This window comes from Bacillus halotolerans (assembly GCF_001517105.1).
Taxonomy (GTDB): Bacteria; Bacillota; Bacilli; order Bacillales; family Bacillaceae; genus Bacillus; species Bacillus halotolerans.
Genome location: NZ_LPVF01000012.1, coordinates 25,713 through 42,647, shown reverse-complemented (window position 1 = coordinate 42,647; position 16,935 = coordinate 25,713). Strand labels below are relative to the sequence as shown.

General features: G+C 46.7%; 17 protein-coding genes. 12 read left to right on the top strand and 5 right to left on the bottom strand.

What is annotated here, in order from left to right:
• Positions 1–90 precede the first annotated feature (90 nt).
• Both AU387_RS21790 and htrA read right to left on the bottom strand, forming a co-directional pair.
• A complete protein-coding gene (locus AU387_RS21790; protein ID WP_044156213.1) occupies positions 91–267 on the bottom strand; it encodes a hypothetical protein in 177 nt (58 codons plus the stop codon).
• Positions 268–424: 157 nt separating this feature from the next.
• Complete coding sequence (gene htrA, locus AU387_RS15340; protein ID WP_059336097.1) at positions 425–1,786, bottom strand: serine protease HtrA; 1,362 nt, start codon at positions 1,784–1,786, stop codon at positions 425–427.
• A gap of 181 nt (positions 1,787–1,967) precedes the next feature.
• On the opposite strand from htrA, the gene proG reads away from it, so the two are divergent.
• From proG to AU387_RS15290, 10 genes are all read left to right on the top strand, one after another.
• Positions 1,968–2,786 (top strand): pyrroline-5-carboxylate reductase ProG, encoded by an 819-nt coding sequence (gene proG / locus AU387_RS15335; RefSeq protein ID WP_059336096.1) that lies wholly within the window; start codon positions 1,968–1,970, stop codon positions 2,784–2,786.
• A gap of 127 nt (positions 2,787–2,913) precedes the next feature.
• Positions 2,914–3,738, top strand: a complete 825-nt coding sequence (gene dppA, locus AU387_RS15330) for a D-aminopeptidase DppA (protein ID WP_044156209.1) — start codon at positions 2,914–2,916, stop codon at positions 3,736–3,738.
• A gap of 15 nt (positions 3,739–3,753) precedes the next feature.
• On the top strand, positions 3,754–4,680 hold the full coding sequence (gene dppB, locus AU387_RS15325; RefSeq protein WP_044156207.1) for a dipeptide ABC transporter permease DppB: 927 nt from the start codon (positions 3,754–3,756) through the stop codon (positions 4,678–4,680).
• Positions 4,681–4,685: 5 nt separating this feature from the next.
• Positions 4,686–5,648, top strand: coding sequence for a dipeptide ABC transporter permease DppC (gene dppC / locus AU387_RS15320; RefSeq protein WP_044156206.1), 963 nt, complete (start codon positions 4,686–4,688; stop codon positions 5,646–5,648).
• 4 nt (positions 5,649–5,652) lie between these two features.
• Positions 5,653–6,660: an ABC transporter ATP-binding protein gene (locus tag AU387_RS15315; RefSeq protein ID WP_059336095.1), complete on the top strand. Its 1,008-nt coding sequence runs from the start codon at positions 5,653–5,655 to the stop codon at positions 6,658–6,660.
• Positions 6,661–6,678: 18 nt separating this feature from the next.
• Complete coding sequence (gene dppE, locus AU387_RS15310) at positions 6,679–8,310, top strand: dipeptide ABC transporter substrate-binding protein DppE (protein WP_059336094.1); 1,632 nt, start codon at positions 6,679–6,681, stop codon at positions 8,308–8,310.
• 108 nt (positions 8,311–8,418) lie between these two features.
• Positions 8,419–9,360 (top strand): S66 peptidase family protein, encoded by a 942-nt coding sequence (locus tag AU387_RS15305; RefSeq protein ID WP_059336093.1) that lies wholly within the window; start codon positions 8,419–8,421, stop codon positions 9,358–9,360.
• Positions 9,357–10,457, top strand: a complete 1,101-nt coding sequence (ykfB, locus tag AU387_RS15300) for an L-Ala-D/L-Glu epimerase (protein WP_059336092.1) — start codon at positions 9,357–9,359, stop codon at positions 10,455–10,457. Before AU387_RS15305 ends, ykfB begins: the two co-directional genes overlap by 4 nt.
• Positions 10,454–11,344, top strand: a complete 891-nt coding sequence (eepC, locus tag AU387_RS15295) for a gamma-D-glutamyl-L-lysine dipeptidyl-peptidase (protein ID WP_059336091.1) — start codon at positions 10,454–10,456, stop codon at positions 11,342–11,344. The genes ykfB and eepC overlap by 4 nt, the downstream gene beginning before the upstream one ends.
• A gap of 12 nt (positions 11,345–11,356) precedes the next feature.
• Positions 11,357–12,340, top strand: coding sequence for an ABC transporter ATP-binding protein (locus AU387_RS15290; RefSeq protein WP_059336090.1), 984 nt, complete (start codon positions 11,357–11,359; stop codon positions 12,338–12,340).
• Between the two features lie 38 nt (positions 12,341–12,378).
• Here AU387_RS15290 and AU387_RS15285 read toward each other — a convergent pair whose 3' ends face one another.
• Positions 12,379–13,428 carry a lactonase family protein gene (locus tag AU387_RS15285; RefSeq protein ID WP_059336089.1) on the bottom strand — a complete coding sequence of 350 codons (1,050 nt, stop codon included), beginning with the start codon at positions 13,426–13,428 and terminating at the stop codon, positions 12,379–12,381.
• Positions 13,429–13,517: 89 nt separating this feature from the next.
• Complete coding sequence (locus tag AU387_RS15280; RefSeq protein WP_059336088.1) at positions 13,518–14,378, bottom strand: dimethylarginine dimethylaminohydrolase family protein; 861 nt, start codon at positions 14,376–14,378, stop codon at positions 13,518–13,520.
• Between the two features lie 188 nt (positions 14,379–14,566).
• On the opposite strand from AU387_RS15280, the gene AU387_RS15275 reads away from it, so the two are divergent.
• Together AU387_RS15275 and hmpA are read left to right on the top strand one after the other, a co-directional pair.
• Complete coding sequence (locus AU387_RS15275) at positions 14,567–15,085, top strand: acyl-CoA thioesterase (protein ID WP_024121110.1); 519 nt, start codon at positions 14,567–14,569, stop codon at positions 15,083–15,085.
• A 251-nt stretch (positions 15,086–15,336) separates the two neighbouring features.
• Complete coding sequence (hmpA, locus tag AU387_RS15270; RefSeq protein ID WP_059336087.1) at positions 15,337–16,539, top strand: NO-inducible flavohemoprotein; 1,203 nt, start codon at positions 15,337–15,339, stop codon at positions 16,537–16,539.
• A 71-nt stretch (positions 16,540–16,610) separates the two neighbouring features.
• Here the strand turns inward: hmpA and AU387_RS15265 are convergent, their stop codons facing one another.
• Entirely contained in the window at positions 16,611–16,835 is a 225-nt protein-coding gene (locus AU387_RS15265) for a hypothetical protein (protein WP_044156193.1), read from the bottom strand.
• Positions 16,836–16,935 lie beyond the last annotated feature (100 nt).

Genomic DNA, 16,935 nt, shown 5'->3' with positions numbered 1-16,935 from the left:
GGAGAAGGGATTGTGAACTTGCACTGCGGTCAGGCAAGCTGAAATAAAAACGGCAACGCCTAAAAGCTTTCGTCTTAGGCGTTGCTTGAATCAGCTGTTAGGTTGAGGGTTTTTTAAGAAACGCATAATCACAGCAGTGCCTGTTATGTTTAATAGAATACTGGCCCCCAGTGTAACTCCTCGTGCCAATGTTGATGCAGGAAGGAGAAAGCTCAGCATCAGAAAAGCCAATCCTGCGCAAATTATGCTCAATCCCACGGTTTTCATGTTATTCCTCCTTTTTTAAACAATGCTTCAAGCATCTGATTAGAATGATGTCAGCCTGTATCATATACGGGTGTCTTGGCAGAAAGTTTCATAGAGTATAAAGGTCTTTTGTCTAATAAAAAGCCTCAGGCAGCTTTTGCGGCCTGAGGCTTTTTTCTTAAGAAGGTGTTTCTTCTTTTTGATCGAGTTTGATTTTTTTCGTCAATTCTTTTCCGTTTCTGAGAATTTTCACTTCGACGGTGTCGCCGATATTTGCGTCTTTATATAGGATATTGCGCAATTCGCTGCCTGTATTGATTTTTTTTCCTTTTAAACCGATGATAATATCTTCAGCTTTCAGCCCGGCCTTTGCAGCAGGGGAGCCTGAAGCGACTTCACGGATGTATACGCCCTTATTCAGCTGGCTGCCGAATAAGCCGAGTGTGCCTTCCTGATAGTTTTGCGGCACTTGTTCCAAATCAAGCATGCTGACACCGATATACGGACGTTCAATTTGCCCTTTAGAAAGCAATTCTTCAGCTATCGGTTTTACATCATTGCTTGGAATGGCAAATCCGATGCCCTCAACATCATCTTCACTGATTTTCATACTGTTAATGCCGACAATTTTGCCGTCTGTATTTAACAATGGACCGCCGCTGTTACCCGGGTTAATCGCGGCATCAGTTTGAATCACGTTAATGCTTGTTTGACCGGCTGAAGTTGACATTGAAACTGTTCTATCCACGCCGCTTACAATTCCTTGTGTTACTGTGCGAGACAGGTCTTTTCCGAGCGGATCTCCAATCGCAATGACGGTTTCGCCTGTTCTGAGATCTGATGAATCACCGAAGTTTGCTACCTTTGTTACGTGGTCATCACTGATTTGAAGAACGGCTAAATCTGTTAAAGAGTCATTGCCTACGAGCTTAGCTGTCACATCGGTGCCGTCGTATAAAGACACCTTAAGTGAAGTTGCGCCTTCTACAACGTGGTTATTCGTAATGATATAAGCCTTGCCGTTCTCTTTTTTGAAAATGACACCCGATCCTGAGCCGCTTTCTGTATCTTCGCTTGAATCAGAGCTCGAACCGGAAGAGCCAGAGCCAAACAAAGAGCTGTTTGACTGAGCCTGAAGGTTTGTGATGCCGACAATCGCCGGTGAAAGATCTTCCACCATATCTGAGATTTTAGAAGAATCCTCACTTTTAAATGCAGATGAGCTTGTCGAGCTTTTGCTTGATTCAGAGGATGTGCTTTTAGCTGTAACAGATTGAGTTTGCTGCTGGCTGGACGTCTGTTTCGCTGCGTCCTGAGAATCGTGGTCGCCAAGCGGTGTGAACGTATAAATGCCAAGGGCGAGACTTCCGCCGATGACTCCGCCGAGCAGCGGCCTGAACCATCCGAATCCGCGTTTTTTCTTCTCTTGATCATGAATCACATTGCGGGCTGAGTAAGACGGGTTTTGATCATTCTCTTTCGTTAAAAAAACCTCATTCTCTTGTCCTTCTGTTCTATTTTCGTCACGATAGTTATCCATCATGTTCACTCCGTTTCTCTCTATTTTCAACAAATTACATTTTATTTATGGCAGTTTTATGACTTGAGTTTATCATAAACAAAAACTGTGGGATAAAAATGAAAACATTATGGGAAATTGTGAAAAAGTGCGAAAAACGGTACACTTTATAAGGAATATTGTACATGAAAGGGCTGAAACGATGGAGTCAATCGGATTGATCGGATATGGCAGCATGGCGGATATGATCGCCAGGCAGCTGTTGAAGCATAAACAAATAGAGGAAAATGAGCTGTTTGTTGAGACAAGAACTAAGGGGGAGCGGCTTCAGGCTTTGCTCGCTGATTATCCAGACGTTTCGGCAAAACCGCTTGAGATATGGGCGGAAAAGTGCGCCTTGATCTTTATATGTGTCCCGCCGCTCCATGTCATTGAAACAGTGCGCCGGCTTCACCCGTATGTGAACCGGAACACTCATATTGTATCCATTGCGGCTGGTGTGCCTCTGCGGCTTTTAGAGGCTGAAACGGCAGCTGGAATATCACGGGTGATTCCGGCCATTACATCTGAAGCGGAAGCCGGTATCTCACTGGTTGTTCACAGTGAAGCACTGGCGGCACAGAAGAAAGAACGTTTGGATGCACTGTTATCGGCTTTCAGCAGTGTGCGAGAAATAAAAGAATCCAATTTAGATGCCGCCAGTAATCTGACGAGCTCTGCTCCGGGCTTCATCGCCGCAGTGTTTGAAGAATTAGCGCTGTCGGCTGTGAGAAACAGCGGCCTGACAAAAGAAGAAGCCTTTGATTTCCTGATACACTCACTGTATGGGACAGGCAAGCTGCTGATCGAAAAAAAGATGTCCTTTGAGGAGACGCTGAACCGTGTTGCAACGAAAGGCGGAATTACAGGAGAGGGAGCGGCGGTGATACGTGCCTCCGTGCCGCATGTTTTTGATCAAGTATTTGAAAAAACACTCGAAAAATATGAGCAGCTGACAGAACAGGCAGCAAAAGAAACATGAATCCTTGAAAGAGGATTCTTTTTTATCTCTGAACGTTAGTGATTTTTCCCAGCTATATTGCATTTTTCCTCTTTTTTTAATATAATCTGTTAGAATATTCATAATTTAGTAAAAAAGGAGGAGCGTTATGAAACTGTACATGTCAGTAGATATGGAGGGTATTTCAGGTCTTCCGGATGATACCTTTGTTGATTCCGGCAAGCGTAATTATGAACGCGGACGGCTGATCATGACCGAAGAAGCAAACTACTGTATTACCGAAGCGTTTAACAGCGGGTGTACGGAGGTGCTGGTGAATGACAGCCATTCGAAAATGAATAATCTGCTGGTTGAAAAGCTTCATCCGGAGGCGGATTTGATCTCCGGCGATGTTAAACCATTTTCAATGGTGCAGGGGCTGGATGATACTTTCACGGGCGCGTTGTTTCTCGGTTATCACGCGAGAGCCTCAACTCCCGGTGTCATGTCCCATAGCATGATTTTCGGTGTCCGTCATTTTTACATAAATGATCAGCCTGTCGGTGAGCTTGGATTAAATGCTTACATTGCCGGTTATTACGATGTTCCGGTATTAATGGTAGCCGGTGATGACCGGGCGGCCAAAGAAGCTGAAGAGCTCATCCCGAATGTCACGACAGCTGCTGTTAAACAAACGATTTCAAGGTCTGCAGTCAAATGTCTGTCGCCTGCGAAAGCCGGCCGGCTGCTGACAGAAAAAACCGCATATGCCTTGCAGAACAAAGATAAAGTTAAACCGCTTACACCGCCTGACAGGCCTGTATTAAGCATTGAATTTGCCAATTACGGCCAAGCTGAATGGGCTCATCTAATGCCGGGTACAGAAATTAAACCGGGAACCACAACCGTTCAATTTCAGGCGAAGGATATGCTTGAAGCCTATCAGGCAATGCTTGTCATGACTGAACTGGCAATGCGAACATCATTCTGCTAAAGGGGTGTTAAGGCTTTGGCAAGATATATAATGAAGCGTTTTTGGGCAATGGCAGCTACGATTTTGGTCATTACCACCCTGACTTTCGTTCTGATGAAGGTCATTCCCGGATCTCCTTTTAATGAGGAGAGGGGCACAAATGAAGCGGTTCAAAGAAATCTCGAAGCCTACTATCACTTAGACGATCCTCTCATTATCCAATACATCATCTATCTAAAATCCATCATTACATTCGATTTTGGCCCTTCTATTAAAAAACCTTCAGACAGCGTAAATGATATGCTGGAACGCGGATTTCCCGTTTCCTTCGAACTTGGGATGGCAGCGATTGTCATTGCTGTGATCTCAGGGCTGATACTTGGCGTAACTGCCGCGCTGCGCCGCAATGGCTTTTTGGACTACGCTGCGATGAGCCTCGCGGTACTCGGCATTTCCATCCCGAATTTCATTATGGCGACGTTGCTTATTCAGCAGTTTGCCGTCAATTTTAAACTATTTCCCGCCGCTACGTGGACGAGCCCGATCCATATGGTGCTTCCGACCGCAGCGCTTGCAGTTGGACCGATGGCGATTATCGCCAGGCTGACAAGATCAAGCATGGTCGAAGTCTTGACACAGGATTATATCCGCACAGCGAAAGCGAAAGGGCTGTCTCCGCTCAAAATTATCGTAAAACACGCACTCAGAAACGCGCTCATGCCCGTCATTACCGTACTGGGAACTCTCGTTGCCAGCATTTTAACAGGAAGTTTTGTGATTGAAAAAATCTTTGCCATTCCCGGAATGGGAAAATATTTTGTCGAAAGCATTAATCAGCGGGACTATCCCGTGATTATGGGAACGACCGTTTTTTACAGCGTCATTTTGATCGTAATGCTGTTTTTGGTCGACTTGGCCTACGGTCTGCTGGACCCGCGCATTAAACTGCATAAGAAAGGGTGAAGCGTATGAATCTCCCTGTACAAACAGATGAACGCCAGCCGCAGCAGCACGCTCAGGTGCCGGACGAATGGTTTGTTTCGAATCAGGGAAAGACCCAAGAGACCGATTCAGTCAAACGGCCGAGTTTGTCCTATGCGCAGGATGCCTGGAGGAGGCTGAAGAAAAATAAACTAGCGATGGCCGGGCTTTTTATTCTTTTATTTCTATTTGTGATGGCAGCAATCGGCCCTTTTTTATCTCCTCATAGTGTCGAGCGCCAATCGCTGACAGAACAAAATCTTCCGCCTTCTGCAGATCATTGGTTCGGTACCGATGAGCTTGGCCGGGACGTGTTTACACGAACATGGTACGGAGCGAGGATTTCGTTATTTGTCGGAGTGATGGCTGCACTGATTGATTTTTTGATCGGTGTCATTTACGGAGGCATTGCCGGCTATAAAGGCGGCAGAACAGACAGTGTCATGATGCGGATTATTGAAGTGCTGTACGGGCTGCCGTATCTTCTTGTTGTCATTTTGCTGATGGTCTTGATGGGTCCGGGGCTCGGCACCATTATCGTAGCGCTGACTGTTACGGGATGGGTCGGCATGGCGAGAATTGTAAGAGGCCAAGTGCTGCAAATAAAAAATTACGAGTATGTGCTCGCCTCGAAAACCTTTGGTGCAAAAACCTTTCGCATCATCCGCAAAAATTTGCTGCCGAATACAATGGGCGCGATCATCGTACAAATGACTTTAACTGTACCTACCGCCATATTCGCAGAATCATTTTTGAGCTTTCTCGGTCTCGGCATTCAAGCGCCGTTTGCCAGCTGGGGTGTGATGGCGAATGACGGCCTGCCGACCATTTTGTCCGGGCATTGGTGGCGCCTGTTCTTTCCTGCCTTTTTCATCTCGTTAACGATGTACGCGTTTAATGTGCTGGGGGACGGATTGCAGGATGCACTGGACCCTAAGCTAAGGAGGTAGCTGTATGGAGAAAGTTCTGTCAGTCAATGATCTGCACGTTTCTTTTACGACTTACGGCGGGACGGTTCAGGCTGTCAGAGGCGTGAACTTCGATTTGTACAAAGGCGAAACATTTGCCATTGTCGGTGAATCGGGATGCGGCAAGAGCGTCACCTCTCAAAGCATTATGGGACTGCTCCCGCCTTATTCAGCGAAGGTGACAGACGGCAGCATTTTATTTAAAAACAAAGACCTTTGCCGTCTCTCTGACAGAGAAATGAGGAGCATAAGGGGCGCGGATATTTCAATGATTTTTCAAGACCCGATGACGGCGCTAAACCCGACGCTGACTGTCGACGACCAGCTGGCTGAAGCGCTTCTTCGTCACAAAAGGATGACGAAAAAGGCGGCTGAGAAAGAGGTTCTTTCCATGCTGGAATTGGTCGGCATTCCGGATCCTGAAGCACGCCTGAAGCAGTACCCCCATCAATTCAGCGGCGGCATGAGACAGCGGATTGTCATTGCGATGGCGCTGATCTGCGAGCCTGATATTTTAATAGCGGATGAACCGACAACTGCCCTTGACGTCACCATACAGGCGCAAATACTGGAACTGTTTAAAGAGATTCAGAGAAAAACAAAGGTTTCTGTCATTTTGATCACACACGATTTAGGCGTGGTTGCCCAGGTTGCTGACAGAGTGGCTGTTATGTATGCCGGAAAAATAGCGGAAGTTGGCACAAGAAAAGATATATTTTACAAGCCGCAGCACCCTTATACAAAAGGGCTGCTGAATTCTGTCCCGCGGCTGGATCTTGATGGCGCGGAGCTGATTCCGATTGACGGCACGCCGCCGGATTTATTTTCACCGCCGCCGGGCTGCCCATTTGCCGCCCGCTGTCCGAGCAGAATGATCGTGTGTGACAGGGTATACCCTGATCAAACTGTTCGATCCGGCACGCACGCTGTACACTGCTGGCTTCAGGATAAACGGGCTGAGCATGCGGTGCTGCCGGGAGCGAAGAATGAATAACAAAAAAGGGGGAAGAGGATGAAGAGAGTGAAGAAGCTATGGGGAATGGGCCTTGCACTGGGACTTTCATTTGCGCTGATGGGATGTACAGCAAATGAGCAGGCTGGAAAAGAAAGCGGAGAAGATAAGGCAAAGACAAGCGGAGAAAAGGTACTGTACTTAAATAATGAAAATGAACCGACCTCGTTTGATCCGCCGATCGGTTTTAATAACGTGTCTTGGCAGCCGTTAAATAACATCATGGAAGGGTTAACGCGCCTCGGCAAAGACAATGAACCGGAGCCGGCGATGGCAGAGAAGTGGTCTGTGTCGAAAGACAAGAAAACGTACACATTTACGATTCGGGAAAATGCGAAATGGACGAACGGAGACCCTGTGACAGCCGGAGATTTTGAATACGCTTGGAAACGGATGCTTGACCCGAAAACAGGAGCTTCTTCCGCGTTTCTCGGCTATTTTATTGAAGGCGGCGAAGCCTATAACAGCGGAAAAGGGAAAAGAGACGATGTGAAGGTGACGGCGAAGGATGATCACACCCTTGAAGTGACGCTTGCCGCACCGCAAAAATATTTCCTGAGCGTGGTGTCAAACCCGGCGTATTTTCCGGTTAACGAAAAAGTCGACAAAGAAAATCCAAAGTGGTTTGCTGAAGCCGATACATTTGTCGGCAACGGTCCGTTTAAACTGACGGAATGGAAGCATGATGACAGCATCACAATGGAAAAAAGCGATACGTACTGGGATAAAGAAACCGTGAAGCTTGACAAAGTGAAATGGGCAATGGTGAGTGACAGAAATACAGATTACCAAATGTTCCAGTCCGGTGAATTGGACACCGCATACGTACCGGCTGAGCTAAGTGACCAGCTGCTGGATCAAGACAATGTGCACATCGTTGATCAGGCGGGTTTATACTTTTACCGCTTTAATGTCAATATGGAGCCGTTCCAAAATGAAAACATCAGAAAAGCCTTCGCAATGGCTGTTGATCAGAAGGAAATCGTAAAATATGTCACGAAAAACAATGAAAAACCGGCACACGCTTTTGTTTCGCCAGGGTTTACACAGCCTGACGGCAAGGACTTCCGTGAAGCGGGCGGAGACCTGATCACACCAAATGAAAACAAAGCGAAGCAGCTGCTGGAAAAAGGAATGAAGGAAGAGAAGTATGACAAGCTGCCTGCGGTCACGCTTACTTACAGTACGAAACCGGAGCATAAAAAGATTGCTGAAGCCATCCAGCAAAAATTGAAAAACACCCTTGGCGTCGATGTGAAGCTGGCCAATATGGAGTGGAACGTGTTTTTAGAAGAGCAAAAAGCGCTTAAGTTCCAATTCTCACAAAGCTCATTTCTGCCTGACTATGCGGACCCTATCAGTTTTCTGGAAGCCTTCCAAACAGGAAATTCGATGAACCGTACAGGCTGGACCAACAAAGAATATGATCAGCTGATGAAGCAGGCAAAAAATGAAGCGGATGAAAAAACGCGTTTTTCACTCATGCATAAGGCGGAAAAGCTTCTCATCAATGAAGCGCCGATCATTCCGGTTTATTTCTATAATCAGGTCAATCTGCAAAACGAACATGTAAAGGACATCGTCCGGCACCCTGTCGGCTACATCGATTTAAAATGGGCCGATAAAAACTAACGCTGGGATTGAGAAAATACTGCTCTCTTTTATGTGAAGGAGCGGTATTTTTTCTCTTATTTTCACGTATACGTAGGGTGCAGAGCAAATGAAGGGAGCTGATCGGAGTTGAATCACAAGCCGAACGCACTGAAAAAAGGCGATACAGTCGGTGTCATCGCACCTGCAAGCCCGCCTGATCCGAAAAAGCTTGAAACGGCGCTTTTATTTTTAGAGGAGCTCGGTCTTCAGGTAAAGCTGGGCAAGGCGCTGAAAAACCAGCACGGCTATTTAGCGGGACAGGATGATGAGCGGCTGGCTGATCTGCACGAGATGTTCAAAGACCAGGAGGTGAAAGCGGTGCTGTGCGCATGCGGAGGCTTTGGCACGGGACGGATCGCTTCAGGCATTGATTACAGCTTGCTCCGCAAACATCCTAAAATCTTTTGGGGATACAGTGATATTACGTTTTTACATACCGCCATCCATCAAAACACAGGCCTCGTCACTTTTCACGGGCCGATGCTCAGCTCAGATATTGGCCTGGAAGACGTTCATCCCCTGACAAAAGCGTCGTATAAGCAGCTGTTTCAAGAGACAGTATTCACCTATACAGAAAAGCTTTCTCCGCTAACGGTGCTTTTTCCGGGAAAAGCGGAAGGAGAGCTTGTCGGCGGCAATCTTTCCTTGCTGTCATCGACACTCGGCACGCCGTTTGAAATTGATACGAGGGGAAAGCTCCTGTTTATTGAAGATATTGATGAAGAGCCGTATCAAATTGACCGGATGCTGAATCAGCTGAAAATGGCAGGGAAGCTGGCGGACGCAGCCGGTATTCTTGTTTGTGATTTTCATAACTGCATCCCGGTGAAGCGGGAGAAATCTTTGACGCTTGAGCAGGTGCTCGAAGACTATATTGTGTCCGCCGGAAGGCCTGCTCTTAGAGGGTTTAAGATCGGCCACTGTTCGCCGAGTATTGCCGTTCCGATCGGTGCGCACGCTGCCATGGATACAGCCGAAAAAACGGTCGTCATTGAGGCGGGCGTTTCTGAAGGGGCGCTTTCAGTATGAAGATCACAAAAATAGACACGAAACGGGTCGCCGTGCCGCTGACAAAGCCGTTTAAAACGGCGCTTCGCACAGTGTATACGGCTGAATCTGTTATCGTAACGATCACTTATGATAATGGCGCAATCGGATGGGGAGAAGCGCCTCCGACAATTGTGATTACCGGAGACAGCATGGACAGTATTGAAAGTGCGATTCACAACGTCTTAAAGCCGGCACTGCTTGGAAGAAGACTGTCCGGCTGCGAGGCCATTCTGCATGACATCCAGCATCTTCTGCAAGGGAATCAAAGCGCAAAAGCAGCTGTAGAAATGGCTGTATACGACGGCTGGGCGCAGGTGAGCGGACAGCCGCTTTACCACATGCTCGGCGGATATCGAAGCACACTTGAAACGGACTACACCGTCAGTGTGAACTCGCCTGAAGAAATGGCGGCGGATGCAGAGAGCTTTCTTAAACAAGGCTTTCAAATGCTAAAAATAAAGGTTGGCAGAGATGACATTGAGACAGATATCGCCCGTATTCAAGAAATCAGAAAGCGTGTCGGGCCTGGGGTAAAGCTGCGTTTGGATGCCAATCAGGGATGGGTGCCGAAAGAAGCGGTAACGGCCATTCGGAAAATGGAGGATGCAGGCCTGGACATTGAGCTTGTCGAGCAGCCTGTCCATAAGGATGATCTTGCCGGGCTCAAGAAAGTTACGGATGCAACGGACACCCTAATCATGGCTGATGAAAGTGTATTTACTCCGCGACAGGCATTCGAAGTCCTTCAAACCCGCAGCGCCGACCTGATCAATATTAAATTGATGAAGGCAGGAGGAATCAGCGGTGCAGAGAAAATCAATGCCATGGCTGAGATTTGCGGGGTGGAGTGCATGGTCGGCAGCATGATCGAAACAAAGCTTGGCATAACAGCTGCGGCGCATTTCGCGGCAAGCAAAAAAAACATTACCCGCTTTGATTTCGACGCCCCGCTCATGCTGAAAACGGATTTGATCAAGGGCGGGATTATTTACAGCGGCAGCACGATTACGATGCCTGACAAACCTGGTCTTGGCATTACCGGAGTCGCGTATCAGAAAGGAGGGATGGAAACATGAACCATACTGTTATATCAGCAGTTGCCAACATATGGACAGCACCTGATACTCCTCGTCCATTTGATCACACCATGCTCGATCCGACCGTGTCGATCAGAGAATGGCTGAAGAGCATGACCTATGATCAGCGGCTTGGGTTATGTACAGATAATGTGATTCAGACGCAGGTTCTCTTTGGTGAGGAGGTGCTGGTCACGGCAGAACAGGATGAATGGGTGTCTGTCGTTGTGCCCGGCCAGTCATCCCGCAAGGATAAACGCGGTTATCCGGGCTGGATGAAAAAGAACCAGCTGAAAAACACAAATCTCCCACAATCGAATCACACCGTGGCGATCAGCAAACCAACAGCTTTTTTATATGGGGATACCGGAGATAAGGAAATTGAACTGAGCTTCTTAACTGCTCTGCCGCTGATTGAAGAAGAGAATGGCTTTTTCAAGGTAGCGACTCCTTTTGGAGATAGGCTCCTGCGACAAACTGATGCGGCGCTTGTTCAGAATAAGAAAGGAACGGCGGAAGACATCATTCAGACAGGGGCAAGTTTTCTCGGGCTTCCTTATTTATGGGGAGGTATAAGCGGGTTTGGATTTGACTGCTCTGGTTTTATGTACAGCGTATTTAAAGCAAATGGATACAGGATTCCCCGAGATGCGGGAGACCAGGCGAAAACAGGGAAGGAAGTGCCGCTTCACGACATCGGTGCCGGTGATCTGCTGTTTTTTGCATATGAGGAAGGAAAAGGAGCAATTCATCACGTTGGTCTGTCCATAGGAGACGGAAAAATGCTCCATTCTCCTAAAACAGGGAAATCGATCGAAATCATCACGCTGAAAGATACAGAATATGAAAAAGAGCTTTGTGCGGCACGCCGCTGTTTTTCAGAATGAGGAGGGAGACACATGACACCACTGCTAGAGGTCAGTCAGCTGAAAATGCATTTTGACGCAGGGAAAAAGCGAACAGTCAAAGCGGTCGACGGGGTAACCTTCCAGATTCATGAGGGGGAGACGTTCGGGCTTGTCGGAGAATCCGGCTGCGGGAAATCAACCTTGGGAAGAGTGCTGATGCGTCTTTACCATCCCACAGAAGGAAGCGTCAAATACCGCGGAACAAATCTTCACGCCCTCAGTGAGAAAGAGCAGTTTGCCTCTAACCGCAAACTGCAGATGATTTTTCAGGACCCTTATGCATCGCTCAATCCGCGGATGACCGTTCGAGAAATCATTCTAGAGCCGATGGAAATTCATAATCTTTACAATACCCATAAAGCGCGGCTTCTCGTTGTGGACGAGCTGCTTGAGGCAGTGGGGCTTCACCCGGATTTCGGCAGCCGTTACCCGCATGAATTCAGCGGCGGTCAAAGGCAGAGAATTGGGATTGCCAGAGCGCTTTCATTGAATCCGGAGTTTATCGTAGCGGACGAACCGATTTCTGCGCTTGATGTGTCGGTTCAGGCGCAAGTGGTCAACCTGCTGAAGCGGCTTCAAAAAGAAAAAGGGCTCACATTTCTGTTTATTGCCCATGATTTATCGATGGTAAAGCATATCAGCGACAGGATCGGCGTTATGTACTTAGGCCACATGATGGAAATTACAGATAGCGGCACATTGTATCGTGAACCGCTGCACCCGTATACGAAGGCGCTGCTGTCGTCGATTCCGATTCCGGACCCCGAATTAGAGGACAAGCGTGAGCGCATCATTTTAAAAGGGGAGCTGCCGAGTCCGGTCCATCCGCCGAGCGGCTGTGTGTTTCGGACGCGCTGCCCGGAGGCGATGCCTGACTGCGGAGAATCACGCCCTTTGCTTCAAGAAATCGAAGCCGGCCGTTTCGTTGCCTGCCATTTATATCGAAATGCTGAAACGAAAGAAAAGGTGAGATAAACAAAAAGCTGGCTCCGTTGTTGGGAGCCAGCTTTCTTTTATGATTGCTGTAAAAATTTCACGCACACCGGATAAGGGACAGAAACGATTGAAGGAAGCAGCGTCAGCCGGCCTGTCTCTGTGTCTCTTTCAAACAATACGAGATTGCCCGTTTCTTCATTTGAAGCAACGAGGAAGGTCTCCGTTGGATCCAGCACAAAGTCACGAGGCCAGTTTCCTTCAGTCGATACTCTTTCCACAAATGCCAGCTCGCCTGAATATTGATTCACTTCAAACACAGCGATGCTGTCATGGCCGCGGTTTGCAACGTAAACAAAACGCCCATCCTGAGTGACGTGAATGGCGCTTCCCTGGCTGTTATCTGTAAAATCATCAGGGATGGCAGAGACGACTTGAAGTTCTCTGAATTCGCCGGCTGTCGGATTGTATTCAAGCGCAATCACTTCATTGCTTAATTCTGTCATGACATATGCGTATTTTTCTTTCGGGTGAAAAGCGATATGACGAGGGCCTGCACCGGGAGCGAAGGAATGGCTTCCGGATTCAGTTAATTCACCGTCTTTCAGCTTATAGGTGTACAGCTTGTCTGTCCCTAAGTCAACCGCTACGACATAATTATGTTCAGGTGTAAAGCCCGCATAGTGTGTATGCGGCTTTTCCTGTCTTTCATGCGGACCCTTTCCTGTATGGGCGGCTTCTGAAGCGGGAGATTGCAGACCTCCGTCTTGTTGAACCGGAAAAGCGTGCACCTTCCCGCTGTGATAGTTGGCTGTCAATACGAATTGCTGATGATCATCGACGCTCACGTGGCATGGCGATGGGCCATCGATTAACTGATGATTCAGAAATGTTAATTCACCGCTGTTTTTATCGATTTTATAGGCAGCAATACCGCCTTTACCGTCTGCTTTTTCAATTGAATAAAGAATCGTGTTGTCTTTATTCGGCGTCACATATGTGGGGTTTCCCAGCTTTGCGGCAAGCTTTGGCTCGCTGAGTGTTTTTTTCTCAGTATCCAGCTCGAATGAATAAATGCCTTCACTTCCGCCTTTTGTATATGTTCCGACATATCCTATGTACTTTGTCATGCGATTTCCCCCTTAAAAATGATGTCATCTCTATATTAACGTATCTTAAAGAAATACGCTGTTCAAAACATGAAAAAGGGGAATATTCTTCATTCGCCTCGAATGAGCGGCATCGTACAGCATCTGAAGGAACCGCCTGATTTGATAATTTCTGACAAGTCAATTTCGATGATGTGATAGCCTCTTTTGGATAATTCACGATTCACATGACGATTGCCCGGCAGGCTGATGATGGTCTTTCTGCCGATAGACAGGACGTTTGTGCCAAGTGTAAATTGTTCGTTTTCGGGTACCTCAATGAGATTGTAACGCTCTGCCAGCATATCAACTTCCTGCTGCGGAAGGGCTTCAGGGTAGATTAATGCTTCGCTTTCAGAAATGATATTAAATACGCAGTCCAGATGCAGAAATTTTTCATGGAGCGGAACTGGGATGATGGTATATTCAGGAAGCTCTTCTTGCAGCTGGCCGACCGCTGAGATGTCCGTGCGCTGGCTGATTCCGACATAAACGGTATCGCCATCTATGACGACATCCCCGCCTTCAATGCTAGTATCCAGCATCCGGGTATAAGGAATCCCTTGATTGTGGAAAAATTCTTTTATCACAGCTTCTTCCCCTTGGCGAATGGGCTCAGTCATGCTGGAAAGAAAGGCTTTTTCCCCGATGACAAAACCGATATCCCGGGTAAATACCTGCTCAGGCAGTCCGTGCTGAACAGGCAAAAGGATGACCTCAATGCTGTGTGAACTGAGCTCTTCTACTAAGCGTTTGTGCTGCTCTTTGGCGGTTTTGACCTGAATATTGTCTTCTTCAAAATGTTTTTGGGTTTCATTAATAACGTCCTTAATTGTCATATGCTCGGGTTTGCATAAAATAACTTTCTTCAAGGTGTCATATTCAGTTTGGCATACCGTTTTGTGCTGATGTTTTGGAACAGATACATCCATTTGTTTCTCCTCCTGACCGTGTGAAGAATACGTATATTATTCCCTCGTCAGCCAAATCATTAAACATTTAAGAAAGAAAACCTGACAGACAAATCATTTTAAATTTTAGACAAATGGATGAGAATATTGTTTAATAGGAGAATATGAGTGCATTTACTAATCGATCAGACATCAAAGGGGAGAAAGGTATGGAAGCACAGGAAACAAAATATTGTAAAGAGTCAAAGGTTGTGAAAACCAGCAGGGTATTCCCTCTCGATACGAACAATCATAATACGCTGTTTGGCGGAAAACTGATGAGTTATATCGATGATATTGCCTCTATTTCCGCAGCGCGCCATTGCAGACGTGATACGGTAACGGCTTCGATGGACTCTGTCGATTTTCTGAAACCGATCGGGCAAAGGGAGTCTGTCTGCTTGGAATCATATGTGACTTGGGTCGGCACATCTTCCATGGAGGTGTTTGTGAAAGTCATCAAAGAGCATCTGATGACTGGTGAACGGGAGCTCGCCGCGACATCCTTTTTGACCTTTGTCGCATTAGACTCAAACGGCAAGCCGGTGCCTGTGCCGAGAGTTGTACCGGAAACAGAAGAGGAAATCATGCTGCATAACACAGCGGTTCAGCGTGCCAGTGAACGGAAAAACCGAAAAAAACACAGTCAGGCGCTGGCAAATGCGCTTGGAACAGACAAGCCTTGGTAAACATGAAACCCAAAACATACGTTGTTTTGGGTTTTTTTGTCCCTTCCATTATTTCACTGTTAATGGTGATCATTACAGAGGTTAGTCCGTTTTTGCTAGGGGATTCTATAAAAAAGCAACAATTGTCACGTTAAATTGATAATTTTGTGACAACTTTATTAAAGATTCATTTTAAATATATCTTTTAAAGGCAGGATCATGTATTTTAAAGATATATTTTAAATACATCTTTTCGGAAGGGTTGTTAAACGATGTTAGATAACAAAACAATCGAAATCATAAAAAGCACTGTACCAGTATTACAGCAGCACGGAGAATCCATTACAGGACGTTTTTACGACCTCATGTTCCAAGATCATCCTGAGCTTTTAAACATTTTTAATCAAACAAACCAAAAGAAAAAAACACAGCGTACCGCCCTGGCGAATGCCGTTATTGCAGCTGCAGCTAATATTGACCAGCTTGGCAATATCATTCCGGTCGTCAAACAAATCGGGCATAAACACCGCAGTATCGGTATTAAGCCTGAACATTATCCGATTGTCGGCAAATATTTGCTGATTGCGATTAAAGATGTTTTGGGAGATGCAGCGACTCCTGACATTATGCAGGCGTGGGAGAAAGCGTATGGAGTTATAGCTGACGCTTTTATCGGAATTGAAGAAGAAATGTATGAACAAGCGGAACACCAAACTGGCGGATGGAAGGAGTATAAGCCTTTCATCGTTGCGAAAAAAGTGCGTGAAAGCAAAGAAATAACATCCTTCTATTTGAAACCGGAAGACGGCAAGCCGTTACCTGAATTTCAAGCAGGGCAGTATATCAGCATCAAAGTCCGGATTCCTGATTCTGAATATACGCATATCCGTCAATACAGCTTGTCTGATATGCCGGGAAAAGACTACTATCGAATTTCAGTTAAGAAAGACGGTGCTGTGTCTTCTTATTTACACGAAGGGCTGCATGAGGGGGATTCATTAGAAATCAGCGCACCGGCAGGAGATTTTGTTTTAGATTCTTCATCCCGCAAAGATCTCGTTCTGCTTAGTGCCGGAGTTGGCATCACACCGATGATCAGCATGCTAAAAACGTCTGTTTCCAAACAGCCTGAGCGGCAGATTCTCTTTATCCATGCCGCGAAAAATAGTGAATACCACGCGCTGCGCGATGAAGCAGAAGAGGCATCAGAGCATTCTTCTGTTAAAACGGCATTTGTGTATCGCGAGCCGACAGAAGAGGACCGCGCGGGTGACATTCAATTTCATGAAGGCCAAATTAACCAGCAGTTTCTCAAAAGCCTGATCGCCAATACAGATGCGGATTATTATATTTGCGGTTCACCGTCATTTATCACTCAAATGCATAAGCTTGTATCGGAGCTCGGATCAGCGCCAGAGTCTATTCATTACGAACTGTTCGGTCCTCAATTAAGCATCGCACAGTCCATTTCTTAATACACACAGCTCTTCTCCTATATGAGAAGGGCTTTTTTTAGGTAAATAGAAGAAGGCGGACGCGCCTTCTTCTACATCCGCACAATGACTGATCCGCCTCCATTTGTGCATACGCGATTTTGCTGCTCTTGAATCGTTCTCAGCAATTCATTGTTCACCTCGATGGCTCTGATCAAATGCTCCATTTTAAGCTCTAAACCGGCCAGCCTGTCAGCTGTATGGTATGGCTGATAGGATGCGGATTTTGACTGTATGCTTTCATATTGCCAATTGGCACTCTTATGCTGATGTTTCATGCTGTCCCTCCAATAACATGACTTTCTACTATGTTATGTGCCTGCATTCTGCACGTTCGCCTATTTGGATGCTGGATGAAGAGGTAGGATATGCATAGCG